Raw genomic sequence first — 19,975 nt, forward strand, 5'->3', positions numbered from 1 at the left:
ATGAAAACAGGTGGGATGCGGATGCCCCGATGGGCTACTTGACCGCGCCCGCGGTGAGGCCCTGCACCAGGAAGCGCTGCAGGAGCAGGAAGCCGGCCACCACGGGGACGCTGACCACCAGGGAGGCGGCCATCACCTGATTCCAGTAGACGTCGTTCTGGGTGGCGTATCCCTGCAACCCGACGGCCAGGGTGCGGGTGGAGTCGTCGGTCATCACCGAGGCGAAGAGCACCTCTCCCCACGCGGTCATGAAGGCGTAGACGGTGACCGCCACGATGCCGGGCATCGCGGCGGGGATGACCACCCGTATCAGGGCGCCGATCGGCCCGCTGCCGTCGACCTGGGCGGCCTCGTCCAGCGCGACGGGGATGGAGTCGAAGTAGCCGACCAGCATCCAGATGGAGAACGGCAGGGAGAAGGTCAGGTAGGTGATGATCAACCCGGTGAGGCTGCCGTAGAGATCTATCCCGATGACGTTGCTGAGGTTCACGAAGATCATGAAGAGCGGCAGCAGGAAGAGGATGCCGGGGAACATCTGGGTGGACAGCACGGTGATGGAGAAGATCCTCCGGCCGGGGAACCGGAAACGGCTGATCGCGTAGGCGGCGAAGATCGCCACCGTCACCGAGGCCACGGAGGCGATGGACGCCACGATGAGGCTGTTGCCGAAGTAACGGGCCAGCGGGATGGTCTGCCAGATGTCAACGAAGGGCCGAAGGCTGATCGTGGTGGGGATCCAGTGGAAGTCGCCCTGCACGTCGCTCAGCGGTTTGATCGCCGAGGTCACCATCACGTAGATCGGGGTGAGCGTGAACAGGCCGAGGAAACCGAGACCGATCCAGCGGGCCCAGGGCAGCCAGCGGGGCTCACGCATCGCTCCTCCTTCGCGAGGTCGCCACCAGATACACGGTGGTCACCACCAGCAGGAACAGCAGGAGCAGCACGGACATCGCCGAGCCCGAGCCGAAGTTCCAGGTGACGAACGAGCTCTGGTAGATGTGAATGGAGATCAGGTCGGCTTGCTCAGGCGCTGACTTCCCGAAGAGCACATAGGGCGTGTTGAAGTCGTTGAAGGTCCACAGGAACAGGACCAGGACCACGACCTGGTTGACGGGGCGCAGCAGGGGCAGCGTGATCGAGCGCAGTTGCCGCCACCAGCCGGCCCCGTCGATCGCGGAGGCCTCGTAGAGGTCGCCGGAGATGTTCTGCAGCCCGGCCATGAGCACCAGGAAGGCGAACGGCCAGGTCCGCCACACGCAGACCACGATCAGCGAGATGAAACTGTTGTCGCCGATGAGCCAGAACGGACGATCACTGTCGTCGGCCAGGTGGAGCTGGACGAGAATGTGGTTGACCAGACCGGAGTCACGCTGGAGCATGAAGCTCCAGGTGATCACTCCGGCGTAGACGGGGAGCGCGTAGGGGACCAGGAACAGCGCGCGGAGCAGGCCCCTGCCGCGGAAGGCCCCCTGCATCAGGACCGCCCCCATGGTGCCCAGAAACCACGACAGGGCGACCGTCAGCACGGTGAAGACGATGGTGATGAGGAAGGAATGGAGCAGCGAACTGCCCACCGCGGAGTCGAAGTCGACCGCGACCTGGTAGTTGGACAGCCCCGCGGACGGAGCCGCCGACCAGTTCCTGAGGAAGAACTGGGTGAGCTTCAGGAAGCTCATCCCGATGCCGATCACCATCGGCACCAGATGGATGAGGAGTTCCAGGAGGATCGCCGGAATGATCAGCAGGTACGGCAGGCTGACGCGGCGAATCCGTACCGGGATCCGGTCGGTGAGCCGGGCGAGCACCCCTTTTCCGGGCCGGCCGGAGCTGCCGGAAGGCGGACCGGCCCCGCGCCCCGCATCGGGGCGGGGCGTGGTGGACACGACCATGAACATCATCTCGATCTCGTGAAATAGGTCATCGGTGCCGGGCGGCGATCCGCCCGGCACCGCGTCTGGAGCAAGGAGCTCAGCTGCCGGCCAGCATCTGCTCGTTGGCGTCGCTCAGCTTGGCCTTGACGTACTCGTCGGTGATCGGCTTGCCGCTGGCCGCGTCCGCGAACATCGTGTTCATCGCCGTGCCCACCAGGGTCTCGAACTGGCTCTCCTCGGGCACCTGGGGCAGGGGGGCCGACGTGGTGCCGAGAATCTCCTGGAAGGTCTTGATCATCGGGGTCTGGAACGCCGGGTCGTCGTAGGCGTCCTTGACGGTGGGGAGCGAGCCGTAGGTCTTGTTCAGGCTCTGCTGCGCCTCCTTGCCGGTCATGAACTTGACGAACTGCAGAGCCGCGTCCTGGTTCTCGCTGCTCTTGAAGATGGCCAGGTTGATGCCGGCCACCATGCCGTTGACCTGCTTGCCGCCCTGGGAGGGGTCGGGCAGCGGGATGGGGGCGAGGCCGTAGTCGTCATCGGTCATGCCGGCGGCCTTCACCTGGCTGGCGATGGACTGCCACATCAGCATCGCGGCCTTGCCGGAGGTGAAGTCCTGAACGGCCTCGGTGCCGTTGGAGTACTCGGCGTTGCTCGGGTTCACGATCTTGTGTACGGCCATCAGGTCCACGTACTGCTTGATCGCGGCGACCTGCTGGGGGGTGTCGAACTGGGGCTTGCCGGAGGGGTCGAACAGTTCCGAGCCGTGCTGCTGGCCGAAGATGAAGGCGTGGTGGGCGTTCTCGCTGACGCTGGCGCCCTCGACGGCCAGGCCCCACTGGTCGCCCTTGGTGAGCTTCTTGCCGTCGGCGATCAGCTCGTCCCAGGTCTTCGGCGGCTCCGCGATGCCCGCCTCCTTGAACATCTTCTTGTTGTAGAAGAGGCCGTAGGTCATTCCGTAGATCGGGAGGGCGGTGGGCGGCTGCCCCGCGACACCGGTGGCGGCCAGGCTCGGGCCGAGGAAGCGCTCCTTGCCTCCGACCTCGGCCATCAGCTTGTCGTCGAAGGGGACGAAGGCGCCGGTGGCCTGCAGCGAGGCGGACCAGGTGTTGCCGATGTTGAGCACGTCCGGGCCCTTGCCGGAGGTGGTGGCGGCGAGGATCCGGTTGAGCAGGTCCGCCCAGGGAACGACCTCGACGTTCACCTTGATGCCGGTCTGCTTCTCGAACTTGTCGAGTTCGGGCTGGAGCACCTGCTTGTCGTTCTCCAGGCTGGTGCCCTGGTTGGACGCCCAGTAGGTGAGCGTCTTGGGTGCCGCGGCCCCTGTGGACCCGCCGGATCCGGTGTCGTCGCCACCGCAGGCGGCGGCGGAGAGCGAGAGCGCTCCCGCTATCGCGATGATGCCGAGCTTTCGTATCTGCACGGTTGTTCTCTCAATCGGTCGTGACCCCGGGCTGGGTGGCGGTCGGAGCCGGTTTTCCGTGGTGCGTGAGCGGCGTGACCGCTGTATGCGCGAGAGGCCTCCGCTTCGAGGCGGTCCCGGCGGGGACGGACCCGGAGGCTTCGGACCTCGGTGATCATCAGGGGTGCCTGCACGAGGTGGTCGACGGTCGCCTCGGACGAGGATCGCCGAAGGCGCCGGTCCGGTGGGTGGCGGTGACGTCGTCTTCGGAGGAGGAGGCCGGACTGCGGGCGGCGTCTTCGGAGGAGGCCGTCGCGTGCCCGCCCGCCGTCGCTCGCCCGCCCGCCGGGGGAGGGCGGGTGGCGGCCAGGGCCGAGCCGGCGGTCGCGGGACCGGACGCGGACACCGCGGCCGGGTTCGCGACGAGCGGCCCCGGGGGGCGCCTGCCGGGGCTTCGGGATGGATGCACGGCCTCTTCCTTGTAACGGGGGAATGTCTGGCGTAGAGCTTGTAACGAGAAGGTCTCTGCCATGAAGCATGGCGGCAGGATGGGAGAGCGCTCTCCAGATGGAGAGTGCCCCCGTCCATCAGGGGCTGTCAAGCCTCCCCGAACTGTTTCAAGGCTCACAGTCCTCCTGGAAGGGATTAAATCCCCTAAAGGGCGTTTTTTTCCGTCTTGTTATCGGCGTGTAACCACCAGGTGTACGAAATGGGGGAGGATTGGGGGTCGGGGAGCGCTCTCTGGACGCCGGGTCACCCGGCGGACGGTGCCCGTGGAGAGCGAAGACCCCTGCTCTCGCCCTGCCCTTCCCATGATCTCGTTTCTCCCGCGTGAACAGCGGATTCGGGTTTGGCCGGGGGTGAGGCTTGACAGCTCCCGATGTGCGGGTCCACTCTCTGTGGAGAGCGCTCTCCCGTACTGTTGTCGCCTGCGATGGCGGGCGGATCGTCGTTTCCGAGAAGCTCCGACCTCGGGGTGAGGCCGGCGACCGAGGGCCCGAACGGAGCGGTCAAGAGGTCCCGGCGGAAGGGCGTGCCCTGCTGCCCTCCGTGCAGGATGCCCTGCTCTCGGAGGTGCGCGCCCTGCCCGCCGTACGAGGCGCCTGCCCACGGCGTGGGAGATCTGCCCGCTGTAGGGGGAGGGGCGAACGGCCGCTTCTGATCGTTTTCGCCGAGCCGTGGAAGCGGATCGCGCCGTCGCCGTCGAGGGCGGGGCGCCGCCGGTGTGCCCGGGCGCGGGCGTCTCAATTGACCGAGGCGGGCGGCGGGGAATGTGGCGACAGGCGGCGAATCGCGACGACGAGCGGCCCAATACCCGAAATCGCCTACCTGGAATCCGGCTTGATGATTCCGCGACCCTAATTTAGGGTAATTCCTATCAGTGTAGTAGGAAAAACGGGAAGGAGGCAGCCTTGCGCGCACTCATCATCTTGGGCCTCGTCGGTTTCGCGGCGCAGCTCGTCGACGGCAGCCTGGGCATGGCATACGGCGTCACCTCGACGACCCTGCTGCTGGCCGTCGGCACCAACCCCGCCGCCGCGTCGGCTACCGTCCACCTCGCCGAGATCGGCACCACCCTCGCCTCCGGCATCTCCCATTGGCGCTTCGACAACATCGACTGGAAGGTCGTCGCCAAGATCGGCATCCCCGGGGCCGTCGGCGCGTTCGCGGGGGCGACCTTCCTGTCCAGCCTCTCCACCGAGGTCGCCGCCCCGATCATGTCGATCATCCTGCTCGCGCTGGGGATCTACGTCCTGGTCCGCTTCACCGCCTTCGGCCTGCCGCGCGGCAACCTGGGCAAGCCGTTGCGCAAGCGCTTTCTCGGACCGCTCGGCCTGGTCGCGGGCTTCGTCGACGCCACCGGCGGCGGCGGGTGGGGGCCGGTCGGCACCCCGGCCATCCTCGCCAGCGGACGCCTGGCACCGCGCAAGGTCATCGGCTCCATCGACGCCAGTGAGTTCCTCGTCGCCATCGCGGCGAGCATCGGCTTCCTCGTCGGGATCGGCTCGCAGAACATCGACTTCGCCTGGGTCGCCGTCCTGCTGCTCGGCGGTGTCATCGCCGCCCCCATCGCGGCCTGGCTCGTCCGGCACATCCCGCCGCGCATCCTGGGCTCCGCCGTCGGCGGCGTGATCATCCTCACCAACGTGCGCACCCTGCTGCGCAGCGACCTGATCGGCGCCTCCGGTGGCGTTCAGACCGCCGCCTACATCACCATCGTCGTCATCTGGGTGGCGGCCATCGCCTACTCGCTCCGTGAATACCGCCGTGACCGCGACAACGAGTCGGTCGAGGCGATCGAGGCGCCGGAGAACGGTCAGGTCGCGGAGGGGGTCGCGGGCACCCCTCGTTGAACCGGCGGTGAGCCGGCGGGCCGAGGCGGAGCGGCTCGCCGGCTCACGCGAGCCGTTCGGTGATCTCCGAGATCCGCGCGCGCTGTTCGGCGGCCATCTTTCTCGCGAGGTCACCGGTCGGCCCGTGCTGCCCCAGGGCGACCACGATCTCCGCCATCTGGACGCCGCTGCCGAGGTGCTTGCCCAGCACGCCCAGCCACAACGTGTCGAAGTCCGAGCCGGACCTTCTCTTCAGCGAGGAGATCTGCGTGGCGGAGAGCATGCCCGGCATCTCGTGTGCGGCATGGTCGTTCCCCGCCGGGACCTCGACCTTCCAGGACCGGAGCCAGCCGGACATGAGCTCGATGTCGGCCGACTCGCTCTGCTTGATCTTCTCCGCCAGTTCGCGCACATACGTATCGGTGCTCCGGTCGGCCGCCAGTTCGGCGAGCTGGATCGTCTGCCGGTGATGGGAGATCATCTCCTGGGAGAAACGCACGTCCGCGTCGGTCCGGGTGGGAGCACCGGCCACGACGGCCGCCGCGCCCGCCGGAGGCGGGGACTCTCCGGCCGCCGCCGAGCACCCGGCGATCAGCGTGGTGGACATCGACACGATGACGGCCAGAGAGCGGTGCCTGTGTGATCGCCGGGTGCTCATGAGGATGACCGTCCCTTTTCTCCGACCGGGGAAGGACTGTTCGTGTCGTTCCACCGGGAGATACGGGCGCCTCGCGGGGGGAGTTCACCGATCGCCGGAGAACGTGACCGAGTGCGCATTTCTCCTCAGACGCACCTCGAACCCGACGCACCTCGAACCCGACGCCTCCGGCTCGGGTGCCGCCGGCCCGGACGATTCCCCTTCCGGTTCACCGAGCCAGGGGTCCGGCCGCACCCGCCGCCGGCGCGAGGCCCGCGTCTTCGGCCGCCCGTACTAACCGGGCAGCTCCCGGTGGTCGGAGATGCTGTCCAGCCAGGCGCGGTGCAGGCCGGCGAAGCGGCCGGCCTCCGCGATGAGCAGGTCGGGCGGGCCGTCCTCCACGATCCTGCCGCCGTCCATCACGAGCACCCGGTCGGCGATCTCGACGGTCGACAGCCGGTGAGCGATGATCAGAGCGGTCCGGTCCGCGAGGATGGTCTGCATCGCCCGCTGGACCAGCCGCTCGCTGGAGACGTCCAGGCTGGAGGTCGCCTCGTCGAGGATCAGGATCGCGGGATCGGCGAGGAAGGCCCTGGCGAACGCCACGAGCTGCCGCTGTCCCGCCGACAACCGGCCGCCGTGCTTGCCGACGGAGGTGTCGTACCCCTCGGGAAGGGCCGAGACGAAGTCGTGGGCGCCGATGGACCGGGCGGCCTCGACCACCTCGGCCATGGTGGCGCCGGGCCGGCCGAACCTGATGTTGTCGGCGACCGAGCCGGTGAACAGGTAGTTCTCCTGTGTCACCAGCACCACCGCGCCGCGCAGCGAGTCCTCGCCGAGATCACGCAGGTCGTGGCCGTCCAGCAGCACCCGGCCGGCCACCGGGTCGTAGAACCTGGCGACCAGCTTCGCCAGCGTGGTCTTGCCGGCCCCGGTGGTGCCGACCAGCGCCACGGTCTGCCCCGCCGGGATCGTCAGCTCCATCCGGGGCAGCACGGGGGTGCCGTCCAGGTAGGAGAACTCGACCTCCTCGAACCTGACCTCCCCGCGTGGCCGCTCCAACGCCACGGGATCGCGAGGTTCGGCGACCTCCGGGCTCTCCTCCAGTACGCCGGAGAGCTTCTCCAGCGCGGCCCCGGCCGACTGGAAGGTGTTGTAGAACTGACTGATCTCCTGCATCGGCTCGTAGAACTGGCGCAGGTAGAGCAGGAACGCGGCGAGCACGCCGACCGTGACGTCACCGTCGATCGCCCGCCACCCGCCGTAGAACAGGACGGCCGCGATCGTGACGTTCCCGATCAGCTTGACACCCGGCATGAAGACCGCGATCAGTTGCATGCTCTGCTTGTTGGCGTCCCGGTAGTCGGTGTTCAGCTCGGAGAAGATCGCCTGGTTGCGCGGTTCCCTGCGGAACGCCTGGACCGCGCGCATGCCGGTCATCGACTCCACGAAGTGGACGATCACCAGGGCCACGGTCTCGCGGGTCCTGCGGTAGATGATGCTCGACTGCCGCCGGAACCAGCGGGTGAACAGCAGCAGGATCGGCAGCGGCAGCAGGGAGACCAGGCCGAGGGGAACATCCAGGACGAGCAGCAGGACCGCGGTGCCGATCAGGGTCAGCACGGCCGTGACGAGACCGTCGAAGCCCGACTGCAGCATCTCGGAGATCGCGTCGATGTCGGAGGTGAGCCGGGAGACGACCCGGCCCGAGGTGTAGTTGTCGTGGAAGGACAGTGACAGCTTCTGGAAGTGGTCGAAGACCCGGCGCCGTAGCTCCAGCAGGATGTTCTGCCCGATGCGGCCGGCCATCCTGAGGAACACCAGCCGGGTCACGGCCTGGGTGATCGCCGCCGCCAGGACCACCGCGACGACCGTCACCAGCGTGGCCGAGCCCTCGCCCGCGATCATCGGAGGAATGCCCGAGTCGATGCCCACCTTGATCAGGTAGGGGATGGAGAGCGCGGCGACATTGCAGATCACGATGACCGTGACGAGCAGGATGATCTTCTTGCGGTACGGGCGCAGCAGGTCGCCGAGCAACCGCCTGGAGCGGTTGCGGAGCAGGAAGGACACCTGCTCGGACAGATCGTCCTGGTCCTCCGCGGCGACGCCGCGCCAGTCCCGCTCGCCGTTCTCGGTCTCGGCCCCGGGCCTGACCTCGGCCCCGGCCGTGGCCCCGGTCCCGGTCCCGGTCCCGGTCTCCGTTTCGGTCTGGCTCATCGCACGGCCTCCTCGGCGTCCAGGTCGGTGGAGAGCAGCGCCCGGTACTCCGGCACGCTCGCCATCAGTTCGTGGTGGTGGCCGACGTGTGCGATCGTGCCGTCCAGCAGCAGGGCCACCTTGTCGGCGAGCAGTACGGTGGACGCCCGGTGCGCGACGACGATCCCGGTGGCGTCGCGCAGCACGTGCCGCAGCGCCTCCTCCACCAGGGCCTCGGTCTCGACGTCCAGGGCGGACAGGGTGTCGTCCAGCACGAGGATCCGGGGCCGGCTGAGGACCGCGCGGGCCAGCGCGAGGCGCTGGCGCTGGCCACCGGACAGGGACATGCCCTGCTCGCCGATCCTGGTCTCCAGGCCCCACGGCAGCTGATGGACGAACCCGGCCTGGGCGACCCGCAGCGCCTCCGCGATCTCCTCCTCGGTGGCGTCGTGCCGTCCGAGCGTGAGGTTCTCCCTGACGCTCATCGAGAACAGGGTCGGCTCCTCGAAGGCGGTGGAGACCATCGAGCGGAGCGCGGGCAGCGACAGATCCCGGACGTCGTGCCCGTCGATCGTGACCCGGCCCGCGCTGACGTCGTACAGCCGGGGCACGAGGGCGGTCAACGTGGTCTTGCCCGATCCCGTCGCGCCGACGATCGCCACCGTCTCTCCCGGCCGGACCTCCAGCCAGACGTCGTGGAGCACCGGCTCGGCCGCGCCGGGGAAGCGGAACTCCGCCCCCTCGAAACGAAGATGGCCGCGCGGACGCTCGATCACCTTCGTGCCCCCGACGATCTCCGGTTCGGTGTCGAGCACCTCCATCACCCGGTCCGCCGCGGTCATCGCCTCCTGGCCCATCGTCAGGATGAAACCGAGGGCCGAGATGGGCCAGACCAGCTGCAACATCAGCGTGGTGAAGGCCACCAGCGAGCCCGCCGTCAGCGAGCCGGAGCCGACGGCGAGGGCGCCGAGCAGCAGGACGAGCGCGAGGGTGATGTTCGGGATCACCTCAAGGAAGGTGAAGAACCTGGCGGACAGCCGCACCTTCTCCATCGAGGTCCCGTAGACCTTGAGGGCTCCGTCGTCGAAGTCGTCGAAGACGTACCGGCGGCGGCCGTAGGCCTTGATCGTGCGGATCCCGGCCGCGGACTCCTCGACGACGGTGGCGAGATCGCCCTGCTGGTCCTGGACCCGGCGGGAGATCGTGATGTACTGGCGCTCGAAGCGCAGCGAGGTGATCACGACCGGCACCACCGAGGCGACCACCAGCAGGCCGAGCGGCCAGTACATCTGCAGCAGCAGCCAGGTCACCGTGGCGATCTGCAAGGTGATCAGGACGAGGAAGAGCAGGCCGAAACCGAGGAACCGCCGGATCGTCGACAGGTCGGTCGTCGCGCGGGACAGCAACTGGCCTGACTGCCAGGAGCCGTGGAAGCCCATCGGCAGCCGCTGCAGATGCTCGTAGAGGTCGTCGCGGATACTGGTCTCCAGGCCGAGGACGGCATCGGCCAGGAACCACCGCCGCAGGAGGATGAAGAACGCCTCCAGCACGCCCAGTGCCAGGGCGAGTAACGCGAGGGGGAGGAGTGCCCCGGTGTCGCCGTGGGCGACGGGGCCGTCGATGATCTCCCTGCCGACCAGCGGGACGACGATGCCGATCCCCACCGCGCCGAGGGACGGCAGCCAGATGAGGGACAGGCGGAGGGCGTAGGGGCGTAGGTAGGACTTCATCCGCCACAGCGAGTTCATTCTGCTGCGGTGCGGGCCGGACGGGTGAGGCTGCGGGGTTTCGGGTTTTTGGTCAGAGGCTGCGGTATCAGGGGGCATCAGCAGGCAGCACGCTCCTCACGGTCTCCAGTTGAGGTGATCGCCTTTCGGGACGAAGGGCCCGCTAAGGTTAGATCCCCCGTCAACTGGTTTTCCGCGCCCGCTCCTGCTTGACGCCCCGCCGGATCACCGTCACCCGCGATGCGGGCGACTACTCAGTGTCCGTGTCCGGATACGGTGCTGACAACTTCTTCCGAGGCGGTCATCCTGTAACCGCCAGGGCAGACATCCCTGTGACCTGGTCTTTTTCTCCGGGGCTTCTGGGGCTCTCCGCGAAGGAATGTGACGGTTGCGAGCATTCCTCCCGCACGGGCCCTCTTCGCCTCACGCATGTCCGGCTCACGCCTGACGCGTGTGACGAACGGCACGCGTCAGGCATGAGCCGGCGGAGGGGCGAGGGCTCGGTCACGTGTGATCGGCGCGGGGCTCGGGCCAGTCCCAGTGCGGAACCTCGCGCAGGGGGTGCAACTGGGCGTCGGTCTCGGCATGGGAGTTCTGCACGGCCACCTGCGTGCCGAACTCCACGTGGGAGCGCAGCGCCTCCCGGAAGGGCGCGTCGCCGGGCAGTCCCGCCTCGTCGGCCGCCGCCATGTACAGGTCGACGAACCGCAGGCGCTGCTCTTCGGTGATCTTCAGGCCGCGGTGTACCGCGATCAGTTCCAGGAATCCGCCCATCTCATCGCTGAAGGTCTTGGGGCCGCCGAAGGTCTCGGCGGTGAAGGCCGTCAGGTGCTCGACGTGATGCGGGCGTCCTTCGCCGAAGAGCGGCTGGAGCAGCGGATCGGACAGGACGCTGCTGTAGAAGATCCCGTTGAATCGGCGAAGGCCCTTGAGTCCACCGGCGTGTTCAAAGAGAGTGATCATCTTTACATCATTACACGCCACATTAAATAATGATCTGAAAAACGACAATATATCGAGCTGTAGTGGCTGTTCTAGTCGTATATCGATATTTCGGTTATCTCTTCTCCCGCCCGAATACGAGCCCGTTCGTTCCGGGGGGAGAGGCCGTCGAACTCCAGGGCGCGACGCGATCACGTTCGCGGTGGGGCGGGACCCCGGCCGTCAGGCCGAGGCCGCATGCCTGGCCTTCAGTTCGCGATGCAGGACCTTGCCCGTCGCGGTCCGCGGCATCTCCTCCTCGCGGATGATCGAAAGCGATCGGGGCCGTTTGTATCCGGCGATGCGGTTCTTGCACCAGCCCAGCAGTTCGTCGGGCGAGGAGGAGACCCCGTCGCGCAGGATGACGACCGCGTGCACGCGCTCCCCCCATTTCCGGTCGGGGGCGCCGATAACCGCCACATCCTTCACCTTCGGATTGGAGCGGAGCAGGGCCTCCACCTCGGAGGGATAGATGTTCTCCCCACCGGAGATGATCATGTTGCTCTTGCGGTCGACGAGATGGATGTATCCGTCCGCGTCGCGACGGGCCATGTCGCCGACCGTGCAGTACTCGCCCCTGAACGCCTCCCTCGTCTTCTCCGGCAGTCGCCAGTAGCCGTCGAAGGTGTGGGGATTGCACGAGTACAGCTCACCGACGTCGCCGTCGGCGACCTCCTCGCCGTCACGGTCGAGCAATCTGACAGGTGCGGAGCCGACGCATTCGCGGCCGACCGAGCCGAGTTTGGCGAACTGCTCGTCGGGGTGGAGCATCGTCACGATTCCCGCCTCCGTCGACCCGTAGAGCTCGAACAGGCCGGATCTCCTGAAGAACTCCATGGTCTCGAGCTTCGTCTCGCGGGACGCGGGCGCCGAAGAGATCATCAGTTTACCGACCCCGTCGACGTTGTACTTCCGGCGGACGGACGGGGAAAGGCCGAGCATCATTATGTAGTGCGTCGGCACGAGTGACGTGAAGGTCGAGCCTTTCTCGGCGAGGGTCCGCACCAGGTGCTCCGGGTCGAAGCTGTTTCTGCTGTAAATCGAGCAGGCCGCCCCGCAATAGGTGAAAGCGCTGAAGAAAAAGAGCGAGTTCGCGTGGAACATCGGCATCACGAGCAGCGCGTCGTCATTTCTGTGGATGCCCATCTCGATTTCCGTCGTGAAGGACAGCAGGGCGCTGCCCCGGTGGCTGCGAATGGCGCCCTTGGGATTTCCCGTCGTGCCTGAGGTGTACATGAGCGTCCACGGGTCTTCGGGACGCACCGGAACGCACGGCTCGCTCTCCCGGGCCTCGGCGAGGAATCCCTCGTAGTCCCGGTAGCCCGGAGGGCACTCGCTCCGGCCGAAACGAATGTAGTTCCGGGGCGCGATCGAAAGCTCGGGCCGGATCTCCTCGATCGAGCCCACGAGCTCGTCCTGGACGATGAGGGCACCGGCCTCGCAGTTCTCGACGATGTAGCGGATCTCCGGTCCGAGCAGGCGGAAGTTGACGGGAACGGCCACCAGGCCCGCCTTGGCGGTCGCGGCGTAGATCTCCGCCCATTCCAGGCAGTTGTAGGCGAGGACCGCCAGCCGGTCGCCTTTCCGCAGGCCGAGTCCGAGAAGCGCATTGGCGAGCCGGCAGGAACGCGCGTTCCACCGGGAGAAGGTCATCGCTCGTTCCAGGTCGCGGACGCCGAGTCTCTCCGGAAAGAACCTGGCGTTCGCGGTGAGAACCTCGCCGACGTTGAGAAGACGGCTCATGCGACCCTCCCGTGTTCGGATCTCCTCCCGTGCGTTTCTTTGGCGGGCAAAAACATCGTATCGCCGAAACCGTTTTACCTTTCCGTTCCTTTACCTTCCGGGATCGAGAGGAACGCGAATCCGGTGACGGGTCATTGGAGGAGATCACTGCCCGGACAGGCAGGAAGCGGCACCGTTATATCGGCCTGCGACGCATTGGCCGGTCGTCGGACCGGCCGGTCGGCATCGGCGGTCGATATAAGGTTCGAGCATCTGCCGTCAAATAAGATCTTAATCGCCCAATGTATCATGGAGGCCTGGTCCGGCCGCGGACGACCGGATATAAGGGTTGATCGGTTGGGGGCTGGGATCAATGGTATTGACCGGTTCTGATCTCGTCGCGCGCGCATTGCATAAACAAGGCGTCGACACTTTCTTCTATATTATGGGTGCGCCGATGTTGTCGGTCGAGTCCGCCGCCCTGGCACTCGGCCTGCGGGGCGTCGACGTACGGCACGAGCAGGCCGCGGCGATGGCCGCCCACGCCTACGCGAGACTGCTCAACCGCCCCGGGGTCTGCATGGCGGCCTCCGGACCCGGAACGACCAACCTGATCACCGGAATCGCGCACGCCTTCGTCGACTGCACGCCGGTGGTGGCGCTGGGCGGGTCCTCACCGGCCTCGCAGAGCCACAAAGGGACATTTCAGGAGATCGACCAACTGGCGATGCTCGCGCCCTGCACCAAGTGGAGTGACCGGGTTCACCGTCCCGAACGGATTCCCGAGCTTCTCGGCTATGCGATCCGCGAGGCGATGAGCGGAAAGCCCGGACCCGTCTACCTCGATCTGCCGGGCGATGTGCTGTTCGCCGAGGTCGACGAGGAGAAGGTCGCATGGCCCGAACCCTGGGACCCCGACCGGAGACCGCGCCCGGCCGCCGGTCCCGCCGAGATCCGGTCGCTCACCGACCTGATCGCGGGAGCGGAGAGGCCCGTCGTCGTATCCGGCATGGGTGTCCTGTGGTCCGGGGCGGAGGCCGAGCTCCGGACGTTCGTCGAGGCCGCCGGGATCCCGTTCTTCACGACGCCGCAGGGCCGGGGCGTGATCCCGGAAGATCATGAGCTCTGCTACCCGGCGGCCCGTTCCACGGCCTTCCGCGAGGCGGACCTGATCCTCGTCGTCGGGACGCGCATGAACTACGTCATCGGCCACGCCTCCCCGCCGCGGTTCGCCGCCACCGCGAAGGTCGCCCGTATCGACATCAGCGCCGAGGAGATCGCGACCAGCCCTCGACGGCTGGACGTGGGGGTGGTCGCCGACGCGAGGACCGCCCTGACGCAGCTGACGGACGCCGTCCGCGATCGGGTCGTCCCGGACGGCTTCACCGCCTGGCGCGACCGGTTGCGAGAGCTGAACGGCTCCAAGCTCGCCGAACACGAACGTGAACTCGCCGACGACGCCGTGCCGATCCATCCGCTTCGGCTCTGCCGCGAACTGCGCGACTTCATGGACCGCGAGACCATCCTGTGCGTCGACGGACAGGAGATCCTCAACTACGGGCGGCAGGTCATCCCGACCTACAGGGCGCGACATCGACTCAACTCAGGAACGTTCGGAACGATGGGCGTGGGATTGCCGTTCGGCCTGGGAGCCAAGGTGGCCTGTCCGGACAAGCCGGTCATCGTGCTCCACGGAGACGGGTCGTTCGGTATGAACGCCATGGAAATCGACACCGCGGTCCGGCACGACCTGCCGATCCTCGTCGTCATCAGCCTCAACGGCGGCTGGACGGGCGATCCCGCCAAGGAGCGCCCGGGGCGCGAGCTGGGATACACCCGCTTCGACAAGATGGCGGAGGCGTTCGGCGCGTACGGCGAATACGTCGAGAGGCCGGACGATATCCGGCCGGCCCTGGATCGCGCCATGGCCGCGGTCGTCTCGGGTCAGCCGGCGCTCGTCAACGTCGTCACCGACTGGCGCGCCCGAGCCACGACAGCCGCGTTCACCGAATACGTGACCTAGCCTCGATCTCTCGTGATCCTCGGGTGGCCGGTTGACGCCGCCGATGTCGCGCTCCGCGTGCGGGCGATCACGGAGTCGGATTGTCGCCGCAAAAGAGCATGACAGGACGGGCGGACCGCTAGTAGGGTCGGCGTCATGACCTGGCGACATTGATCCACAACCAGAGGTCGAGGCGGGACACGCTGCCGCGGACCCCCGGAGATGCCGAGCATCCCGAGTCCGCACAGCCCCTGCGAGAAGGACCTCATGAGTATCTTTTCTCTCCGCGCCCAATGCATCCGACGCGCGCGCGAAGCGCCTGGCCGCGACATTCTACGCTTACAGCTTTTTCGATAGCTTCATCCTGCTTTATCCGTTCTACGTACTGCTGTTCGTTGAAACGGGCCTGTCCACCGCGGAGATCTCCTCACTCCTGGTGATCTGATCGGTCACCGCCATCCTGACGGAGGTCCCCTCCGGGGTATGGGCGGATGCCGTCTCGCGGCGCCGGCTGCTCGCCCTCGCGCCACTGCTGGCCGCCGCGGCCTTCGCCCTGTGGGTCGTCGCCCCCTCCTACTGGGTGTTCGCCGTGGGATTCGTCCTGTGGGGCATCTCGGGGGCGCTGCAGTCGGGCGCGACGGAGGCACTGATCTACACCGAGCTCGATCGCCTGGGTGCCGCCGGCCGTTATGCCGCGGTCATCGGCCGTGCCCGCGCGATCGACACCGTTGCCGTCATGGCGTCCATGGCGGTGGCCGCTCCGCTGTTCGTCCTGGGTGGCTATCCACTGATCGGTGTCGCCAGCGTACTGGCGTGCGTGCTCGCCACGGCGGTCGCGACGACCTTTCCCGAGCACCGGACGCGAGAGGAGAACGAGGAGGCGTCGGAGGGCGGCTACGCCGGGATCCTGAGGGACGGGCTGCGGGAGGTGCGGGCGGACCGGTCGATACGGCGGGCGTTGTTGCTGGTGGCGATGGTGACGGCCCTGTGGGGGTCGCTGGAGGAGTACATCCCCCTGCTCGCGGCCGGTACCGGCGTCGCCGCGCACGTCGTACCGCTCCTGGTGCTCCTTGTCTCCGCCGGGACCGCGCTCGGCGGCGTGCTCGTGGCGACGGGACGGCACTTCACGGACCGGGCACTCGCCGGGATCCTCGCGTTCGGAGCACTGGGGCTCGGCGTGGGAGCGATCAGCGGGCTCGCGGCGGGATTCGTCGCGATCGCGGCGGCGTTCTGCGCCTTCCAGATGGCGAGCGTGCTGGCCGACGTGCGGTTGCAGCAGAGCATCACGGGCCCGGCCCGCGCCACCGTGACCTCGCTGGCCGGGCTGGGAACCGATGTGGGTACCATCCTCGTCTACGGTGGCTACGCGGCGGCCTCGGAGCCGGCCGGGCATGCCGAGATCTTCGCCGTCTCCGCGGTGCCGTACGCCGTTCTCGCCCTTGTCCTGCTCCTCGGCGGGTTTCGCGTGAGGAGGGCCGTCACCCGCGCCGATCTCAGTGACCCGTGAACCGGGGCAGGCCGAGCTCGGCGAAGATCGGGCGATGATCGGTGTCCGGCAGGGAGTGGACGCCGAAGCCTGTGATCGCCATCCGTGAGTCGGCCAGTACGTGATCGATCGTCACGCCGGGAACGGACTCCCAGTTCCGCTCCGGCCAGGTGGCCGTCAGGCCGTTCCCGGTGACGTCGGCCGCGTCGCGGTAGCCGCTGTCGAGCAGGTCGCCCATCAGGCTGTGGTCGAGGGTGGCGTTGAAGTCACCGGCGAGCACCCGCAGTTGCCCGCCGGCTCTGGGCAGCGCCCGGAGCCCCTCGGACCAGCACGCCACCCTGGCGTCGTGGCGCGGCGCGCACGGGTGGACGGAGACGATCTCGATCTCGTGGCCGCTCGGATGCCTGAGCACCCCTCGTGCCTGCCGGAACCCGCCCAGGGTGATCAGTGGCTTCTCCGTGAGGGGATGCCTCGCGTAGATGCCCGAGCCTGACGCCCTGTCGGCCGCCCGGTCGACGACGTGGGGCATGATCTCGCGCAGCCCGGCCGCCTCCAGGCGCCCGCGTGCGGCCGGGGTGAGCTCCTGGAGGGCCAGCACGTCCGGGTCGAGAGTCCGCACGATCCTCATCAGGGACTCGGTGTCGCCCGCGCCCACGGCCAGGTTCGCGGCGAGCACCCGGAGCCGCCCCTCCGCGGCGGGCTGGTCGCCGTCGCCGAAGTGCCGGGGGAGTACGGTCACCGCCAGGGCCACGCTCGCGACCAGGGCGACGACCGCCGCCCCCCAGCGACGCAACCCCAGGGCCAGGAGCAGGGGGACGGCCGAGGCCGCCGCCACGTACGGCGTGAACGCCACCAGGGCGACCCACTGCCACACCGGAGTCCAGCCGCCGCCCCTGATCACGGCCCACGCCGCGAACGGCACGACCGCCGGCCAGACCAGCAGGCTCACCCATCTCGACCTGATCATGAGCCGGGAGCGTATCGATCTTCCGTGCAGATTCGGTGGAGATCGGTGGGTTTATCCGCGCAGATACGAAGGGCGAAGCCTCAGGGGTGGCACGCGATGATCGTTGGATCCCCGAGGCGGCGGCACTCCGTCAGGAACGCGGAACGAGGTCGTAGGCCTGGGCGACCAGCTCGTAGGAGCGGATGCGGTCCGCGGGGCTGTGGACCATGGTGGTGATCATCAGCTCGTCGGCCCCGGTGCGCTTGCGCAGCTCCTCCAGCCCCTGCCGCACCTCGGCGGTGTCGCCGTACACCACGTTGGACAGGTAGTCGCGGAGGAAGTCCTCCTCCATCGGGCTGTACGGGTAGGCCTCGGCCTCCTCCGGCGTCGGAACCGGCTGAGGGGCTCCCCGGCGCAGACGGAGCATGGAGAGCCCGCCTGAGCGAGCCATGCGGAGCGCCTGCTCCGAGGTGTCCGCGGCGACGGCCGAGACACCGATCATCGCGTACGGCCGGTCGAGCACGCTGGAAGGCTGGAAGGACGACCGGTACAGATCCAGCGCGGGAACGGTGTTGGCCGCGCTGAAGTGGTGGGCGAACGCGAACGGCAGGCCGAGCATGCCGGCGAGCTGGGCGCTGAAGCCGCTGGAGCCGAGCAGCCAGATCGGCGGACGCCCCGACTCGGGCGACCGGGGAGTGGCGACGACCCGCTCCAGCGGATGGCCCGCGGGGAACGCGCCGTCCAGGAAGGCGGTCAGCTCGGCCAGCTGCTCGGGGAAGTCGTCGGCGTCCCGGCCGTGCCGGTTGCGCAGCGCCCGGGTCGTGGCGGGGTCGGTTCCCGGAGCCCGGCCGAGTCCGAGGTCGATGCGGCCGGGATGCAACGCGTGCAGGGTGCCGAACTGCTCGGCGATGATCAACGGGGCGTGGTTGGGAAGCATCACGCCGCCCGACCCCAGCCGGATGCTCTCGGTCGCGGCGGCCAGATGGGCGATCAGCACCGCGGGGGAGGAGCTGGCCACGGAGGGCATGCCGTGGTGCTCGGCCACCCAGATCCGGTGGTATCCCCACTCCTCCGCTCGTCTGGCGAGCTCGGTGCTCGCCCTCAGGGTCTCGGTGGGGGTCACTCCGGAACCGACCACGGCTAGTTCGAGGATCGAAAGAGGAACCTCGGCGGAGCCGCGGATCACGCCGCGGATGTTGTCTTCAGCCATGAAGAGGGCAACCTGGCCAGGCGGAGCTTTATTTCCGGTTGACCAGGTCATGGGTACGGCCGCCACCCGGCCTTCGCTCCCGCCCCGGCCCTCGGGAACCGGAGCCCGACCCGCCCCCGGCACGCTGATCGACAGCGTCCTGGCCTTCCCCTTCTATCGTGGAGATCTGACCTAAGGAGAAGGTTGGGTCGTGGGAGAGACCAGACGCAGGTTCGATCCGGAGTTCCGGGCGGGCGCGGTGCGCATCGTGCGGGAGACAGGAAAGTCGATCGCGCAAGTCGCCAAGGATCTGGGCATCAATGCGGGCACGCTGGCCAACTGGGTGCAGATGGACCGGCTGGCCCGCGAGCAGAACGCCGGCAGCGAGGAACTGTCCGGATCCGAGCGGGAAGAGCTCGCCAGGTTGCGCAGGCAGCGGGCGGAGTGGGCCAAGGAGCGCGCCGAGCTGGAGATGGAGCGTGATGTCCTCAAACGCTCCGTGGTCTTGTGGGTCAAGGAAGCGACGGGCCGGTAAGCGTGGCGGCCTTCATCAGCTCCCAGAAGACCGAGCACGACGTCCCCCACGCGGTGACCTGCCGGGCCTTGGGTGTCTCGCAGTCTTGGTACTACAAGTGGCGCGACCGGGCGCCAACGGCCCGCCAGCAGCGCCGCAAGGATCTCGACGCGGAGATTGCGGCGAAGTTCACCGCCTCGGGCGGCACCTACGGCAGCCCACGCATCACCCGTGACCTACACGAACAGGGATGGCGGATATCGGAGAACACCGTCGCGCAGCGCATGGCCGAGCTTGGCTTAGCCGGCAGAGCACCAAGGAGACGCCGATCGCTGACCCGGCAGGGCAAACGGCCTGCCGCCCCTGACCTGGTGCGGCGCTCGTTCACTGCGGTCGCGCCGGACGTGCTGTGGTGCGGCGATGTGACCGAGATCGTCACCGACGAGGGCAAGCTGTATCTGGCCACGGTCGAGGATCTGTTCTCCCGCCGGTTGCTGGGGTATGCGATGTCGGAGCATCACGATGCGGCGCTGACCATTGCCTCCCTGCAGATGGCCGCTGTCACCCGCGGCGGGAACGTCGACGGGGTGATCTTCCACACCGATCGCGGCAGCGAGTACACCGCTGCCCGCTTCCAAGCAGCCTGCCGGCATTGGGGCGTGGTCCAGTCGATGGGCCGGGTCGGCTGTGCACTGGACAACGCCGCCGCCGAGTCGTTCAACTCCACCCTCAAGGTCGAATACGTGCACCGACACCGCTTCCGCGCCCGGGCCGAAGCCCGGCTGAAGATCGCGACCTGGATCGCTGACTTCTACAACGCTCGCCGACGACACAGCGCCGCTGACGGGCTACCACCGATCGTCTACGAGCAGCAGATCATGACCGCTCGAATAGCCGCCAGAGCGAGGCTTCAGGAGGCCAGCGCCGCATAACCGAATCTCCACGTTTTCAGGGGATAGACATCCACCG

Annotated in this window: 16 protein-coding genes; 5 read left to right on the top strand and 11 right to left on the bottom strand. The window is 67.8% G+C overall.

The window, feature by feature from the left end:
- Positions 1-34: 34 nt before the first annotated feature.
- The 4 genes from J2853_RS07510 to J2853_RS07525 form a co-directional block, all read right to left on the bottom strand.
- Complete coding sequence (locus J2853_RS07510) at positions 35-874, bottom strand: carbohydrate ABC transporter permease (RefSeq protein WP_307556239.1); 840 nt, start codon at positions 872-874, stop codon at positions 35-37.
- On the bottom strand, positions 867-1,883 hold the full coding sequence (locus J2853_RS07515) for a carbohydrate ABC transporter permease (RefSeq protein ID WP_307556240.1): 1,017 nt from the start codon (positions 1,881-1,883) through the stop codon (positions 867-869). Before J2853_RS07515 ends, J2853_RS07510 begins: the two co-directional genes overlap by 8 nt.
- A gap of 85 nt (positions 1,884-1,968) precedes the next feature.
- Complete coding sequence (locus J2853_RS07520; RefSeq protein ID WP_307556241.1) at positions 1,969-3,291, bottom strand: extracellular solute-binding protein; 1,323 nt, start codon at positions 3,289-3,291, stop codon at positions 1,969-1,971.
- A 157-nt stretch (positions 3,292-3,448) separates the two neighbouring features.
- Positions 3,449-3,739, bottom strand: coding sequence for a hypothetical protein (locus J2853_RS07525; RefSeq protein WP_307556242.1), 291 nt, complete (start codon positions 3,737-3,739; stop codon positions 3,449-3,451).
- 943 nt (positions 3,740-4,682) lie between these two features.
- Between J2853_RS07525 and J2853_RS07530 the strand changes: the two genes are divergently transcribed.
- Positions 4,683-5,624: a sulfite exporter TauE/SafE family protein gene (locus J2853_RS07530; protein WP_307556243.1), complete on the top strand. Its 942-nt coding sequence runs from the start codon at positions 4,683-4,685 to the stop codon at positions 5,622-5,624.
- 43 nt (positions 5,625-5,667) lie between these two features.
- On the opposite strand, the gene J2853_RS07535 is transcribed toward J2853_RS07530, so the two are convergent.
- The 5 genes from J2853_RS07535 to J2853_RS07555 all read right to left on the bottom strand — a co-directional run bounded on the left by J2853_RS07535 (position 5,668) and on the right by J2853_RS07555 (position 12,890).
- Positions 5,668-6,261: a DUF305 domain-containing protein gene (locus tag J2853_RS07535; protein WP_307556244.1), complete on the bottom strand. Its 594-nt coding sequence runs from the start codon at positions 6,259-6,261 to the stop codon at positions 5,668-5,670.
- 273 nt (positions 6,262-6,534) lie between these two features.
- Positions 6,535-8,460, bottom strand: a complete 1,926-nt coding sequence (locus J2853_RS07540; protein ID WP_307556245.1) for an ABC transporter ATP-binding protein — start codon at positions 8,458-8,460, stop codon at positions 6,535-6,537.
- Entirely contained in the window at positions 8,457-10,187 is a 1,731-nt protein-coding gene (locus tag J2853_RS07545; protein ID WP_307556246.1) for an ABC transporter ATP-binding protein, read from the bottom strand. The genes J2853_RS07540 and J2853_RS07545 overlap by 4 nt, the downstream gene beginning before the upstream one ends.
- Before the next feature lie 483 nt (positions 10,188-10,670).
- A complete protein-coding gene (locus J2853_RS07550; protein WP_307556247.1) occupies positions 10,671-11,129 on the bottom strand; it encodes a group II truncated hemoglobin in 459 nt (152 codons plus the stop codon).
- Positions 11,130-11,330: 201 nt separating this feature from the next.
- Entirely contained in the window at positions 11,331-12,890 is a 1,560-nt protein-coding gene (locus tag J2853_RS07555) for an AMP-binding protein (protein WP_307556248.1), read from the bottom strand.
- 352 nt (positions 12,891-13,242) lie between these two features.
- On the opposite strand from J2853_RS07555, the gene J2853_RS07560 reads away from it, so the two are divergent.
- Both J2853_RS07560 and J2853_RS07565 read left to right on the top strand, forming a co-directional pair.
- Positions 13,243-14,892 (top strand): thiamine pyrophosphate-binding protein, encoded by a 1,650-nt coding sequence (locus J2853_RS07560; protein ID WP_307556249.1) that lies wholly within the window; start codon positions 13,243-13,245, stop codon positions 14,890-14,892.
- A 439-nt stretch (positions 14,893-15,331) separates the two neighbouring features.
- Complete coding sequence (locus J2853_RS07565; RefSeq protein WP_307568625.1) at positions 15,332-16,378, top strand: MFS transporter; 1,047 nt, start codon at positions 15,332-15,334, stop codon at positions 16,376-16,378.
- On the opposite strand, the gene J2853_RS07570 is transcribed toward J2853_RS07565, so the two are convergent.
- Both J2853_RS07570 and J2853_RS07575 read right to left on the bottom strand, forming a co-directional pair.
- Positions 16,365-17,324, bottom strand: a complete 960-nt coding sequence (locus J2853_RS07570) for an endonuclease/exonuclease/phosphatase family protein (protein WP_307556250.1) — start codon at positions 17,322-17,324, stop codon at positions 16,365-16,367. The two genes, J2853_RS07565 and J2853_RS07570, sit on opposite strands and share 14 nt — an antisense overlap.
- A 130-nt stretch (positions 17,325-17,454) precedes the next feature.
- Complete coding sequence (locus J2853_RS07575; RefSeq protein WP_307556251.1) at positions 17,455-18,513, bottom strand: LLM class flavin-dependent oxidoreductase; 1,059 nt, start codon at positions 18,511-18,513, stop codon at positions 17,455-17,457.
- A 190-nt stretch (positions 18,514-18,703) separates the two neighbouring features.
- On the opposite strand from J2853_RS07575, the gene J2853_RS07580 reads away from it, so the two are divergent.
- Together J2853_RS07580 and J2853_RS07585 are read left to right on the top strand one after the other, a co-directional pair.
- A complete protein-coding gene (locus J2853_RS07580) occupies positions 18,704-19,027 on the top strand; it encodes a transposase (protein WP_307556252.1) in 324 nt (107 codons plus the stop codon).
- Between the two features lie 2 nt (positions 19,028-19,029).
- Complete coding sequence (locus J2853_RS07585; RefSeq protein WP_307556253.1) at positions 19,030-19,938, top strand: IS3 family transposase; 909 nt, start codon at positions 19,030-19,032, stop codon at positions 19,936-19,938.
- Positions 19,939-19,975: the final 37 nt, after the last annotated feature.

Source organism: Streptosporangium lutulentum, assembly GCF_030811455.1.
Taxonomy (GTDB): Bacteria; Actinomycetota; Actinomycetes; order Streptosporangiales; family Streptosporangiaceae; genus Streptosporangium; species Streptosporangium lutulentum.

What these genes read in the sequence shown, in the direction of transcription:
- J2853_RS07555 (WP_307556248.1), bottom strand. Translation starts at nt 12,890, where the DNA reads ATGAGCCGTCTTCTCAACGTCGGCGAGGTTCTCACCGCGAACGCCAGG.
- J2853_RS07510 (WP_307556239.1), bottom strand. Translation starts at nt 874, where the DNA reads ATGCGTGAGCCCCGCTGGCTGCCCTGGGCCCGCTGGATCGGTCTCGGT.
- J2853_RS07540 (WP_307556245.1), bottom strand. Translation starts at nt 8,460, where the DNA reads ATGAGCCAGACCGAAACGGAGACCGGGACCGGGACCGGGACCGGGGCC.
- J2853_RS07550 (WP_307556247.1), bottom strand. Translation starts at nt 11,129, where the DNA reads ATGATCACTCTCTTTGAACACGCCGGTGGACTCAAGGGCCTTCGCCGA.
- J2853_RS07570 (WP_307556250.1), bottom strand. Translation starts at nt 17,324, where the DNA reads ATGATCAGGTCGAGATGGGTGAGCCTGCTGGTCTGGCCGGCGGTCGTG.
- J2853_RS07560 (WP_307556249.1), top strand. Translation starts at nt 13,243, where the DNA reads ATGGTATTGACCGGTTCTGATCTCGTCGCGCGCGCATTGCATAAACAA.
- J2853_RS07575 (WP_307556251.1), bottom strand. Translation starts at nt 18,513, where the DNA reads ATGGCTGAAGACAACATCCGCGGCGTGATCCGCGGCTCCGCCGAGGTT.
- J2853_RS07535 (WP_307556244.1), bottom strand. Translation starts at nt 6,261, where the DNA reads ATGAGCACCCGGCGATCACACAGGCACCGCTCTCTGGCCGTCATCGTG.
- J2853_RS07545 (WP_307556246.1), bottom strand. Translation starts at nt 10,187, where the DNA reads ATGAACTCGCTGTGGCGGATGAAGTCCTACCTACGCCCCTACGCCCTC.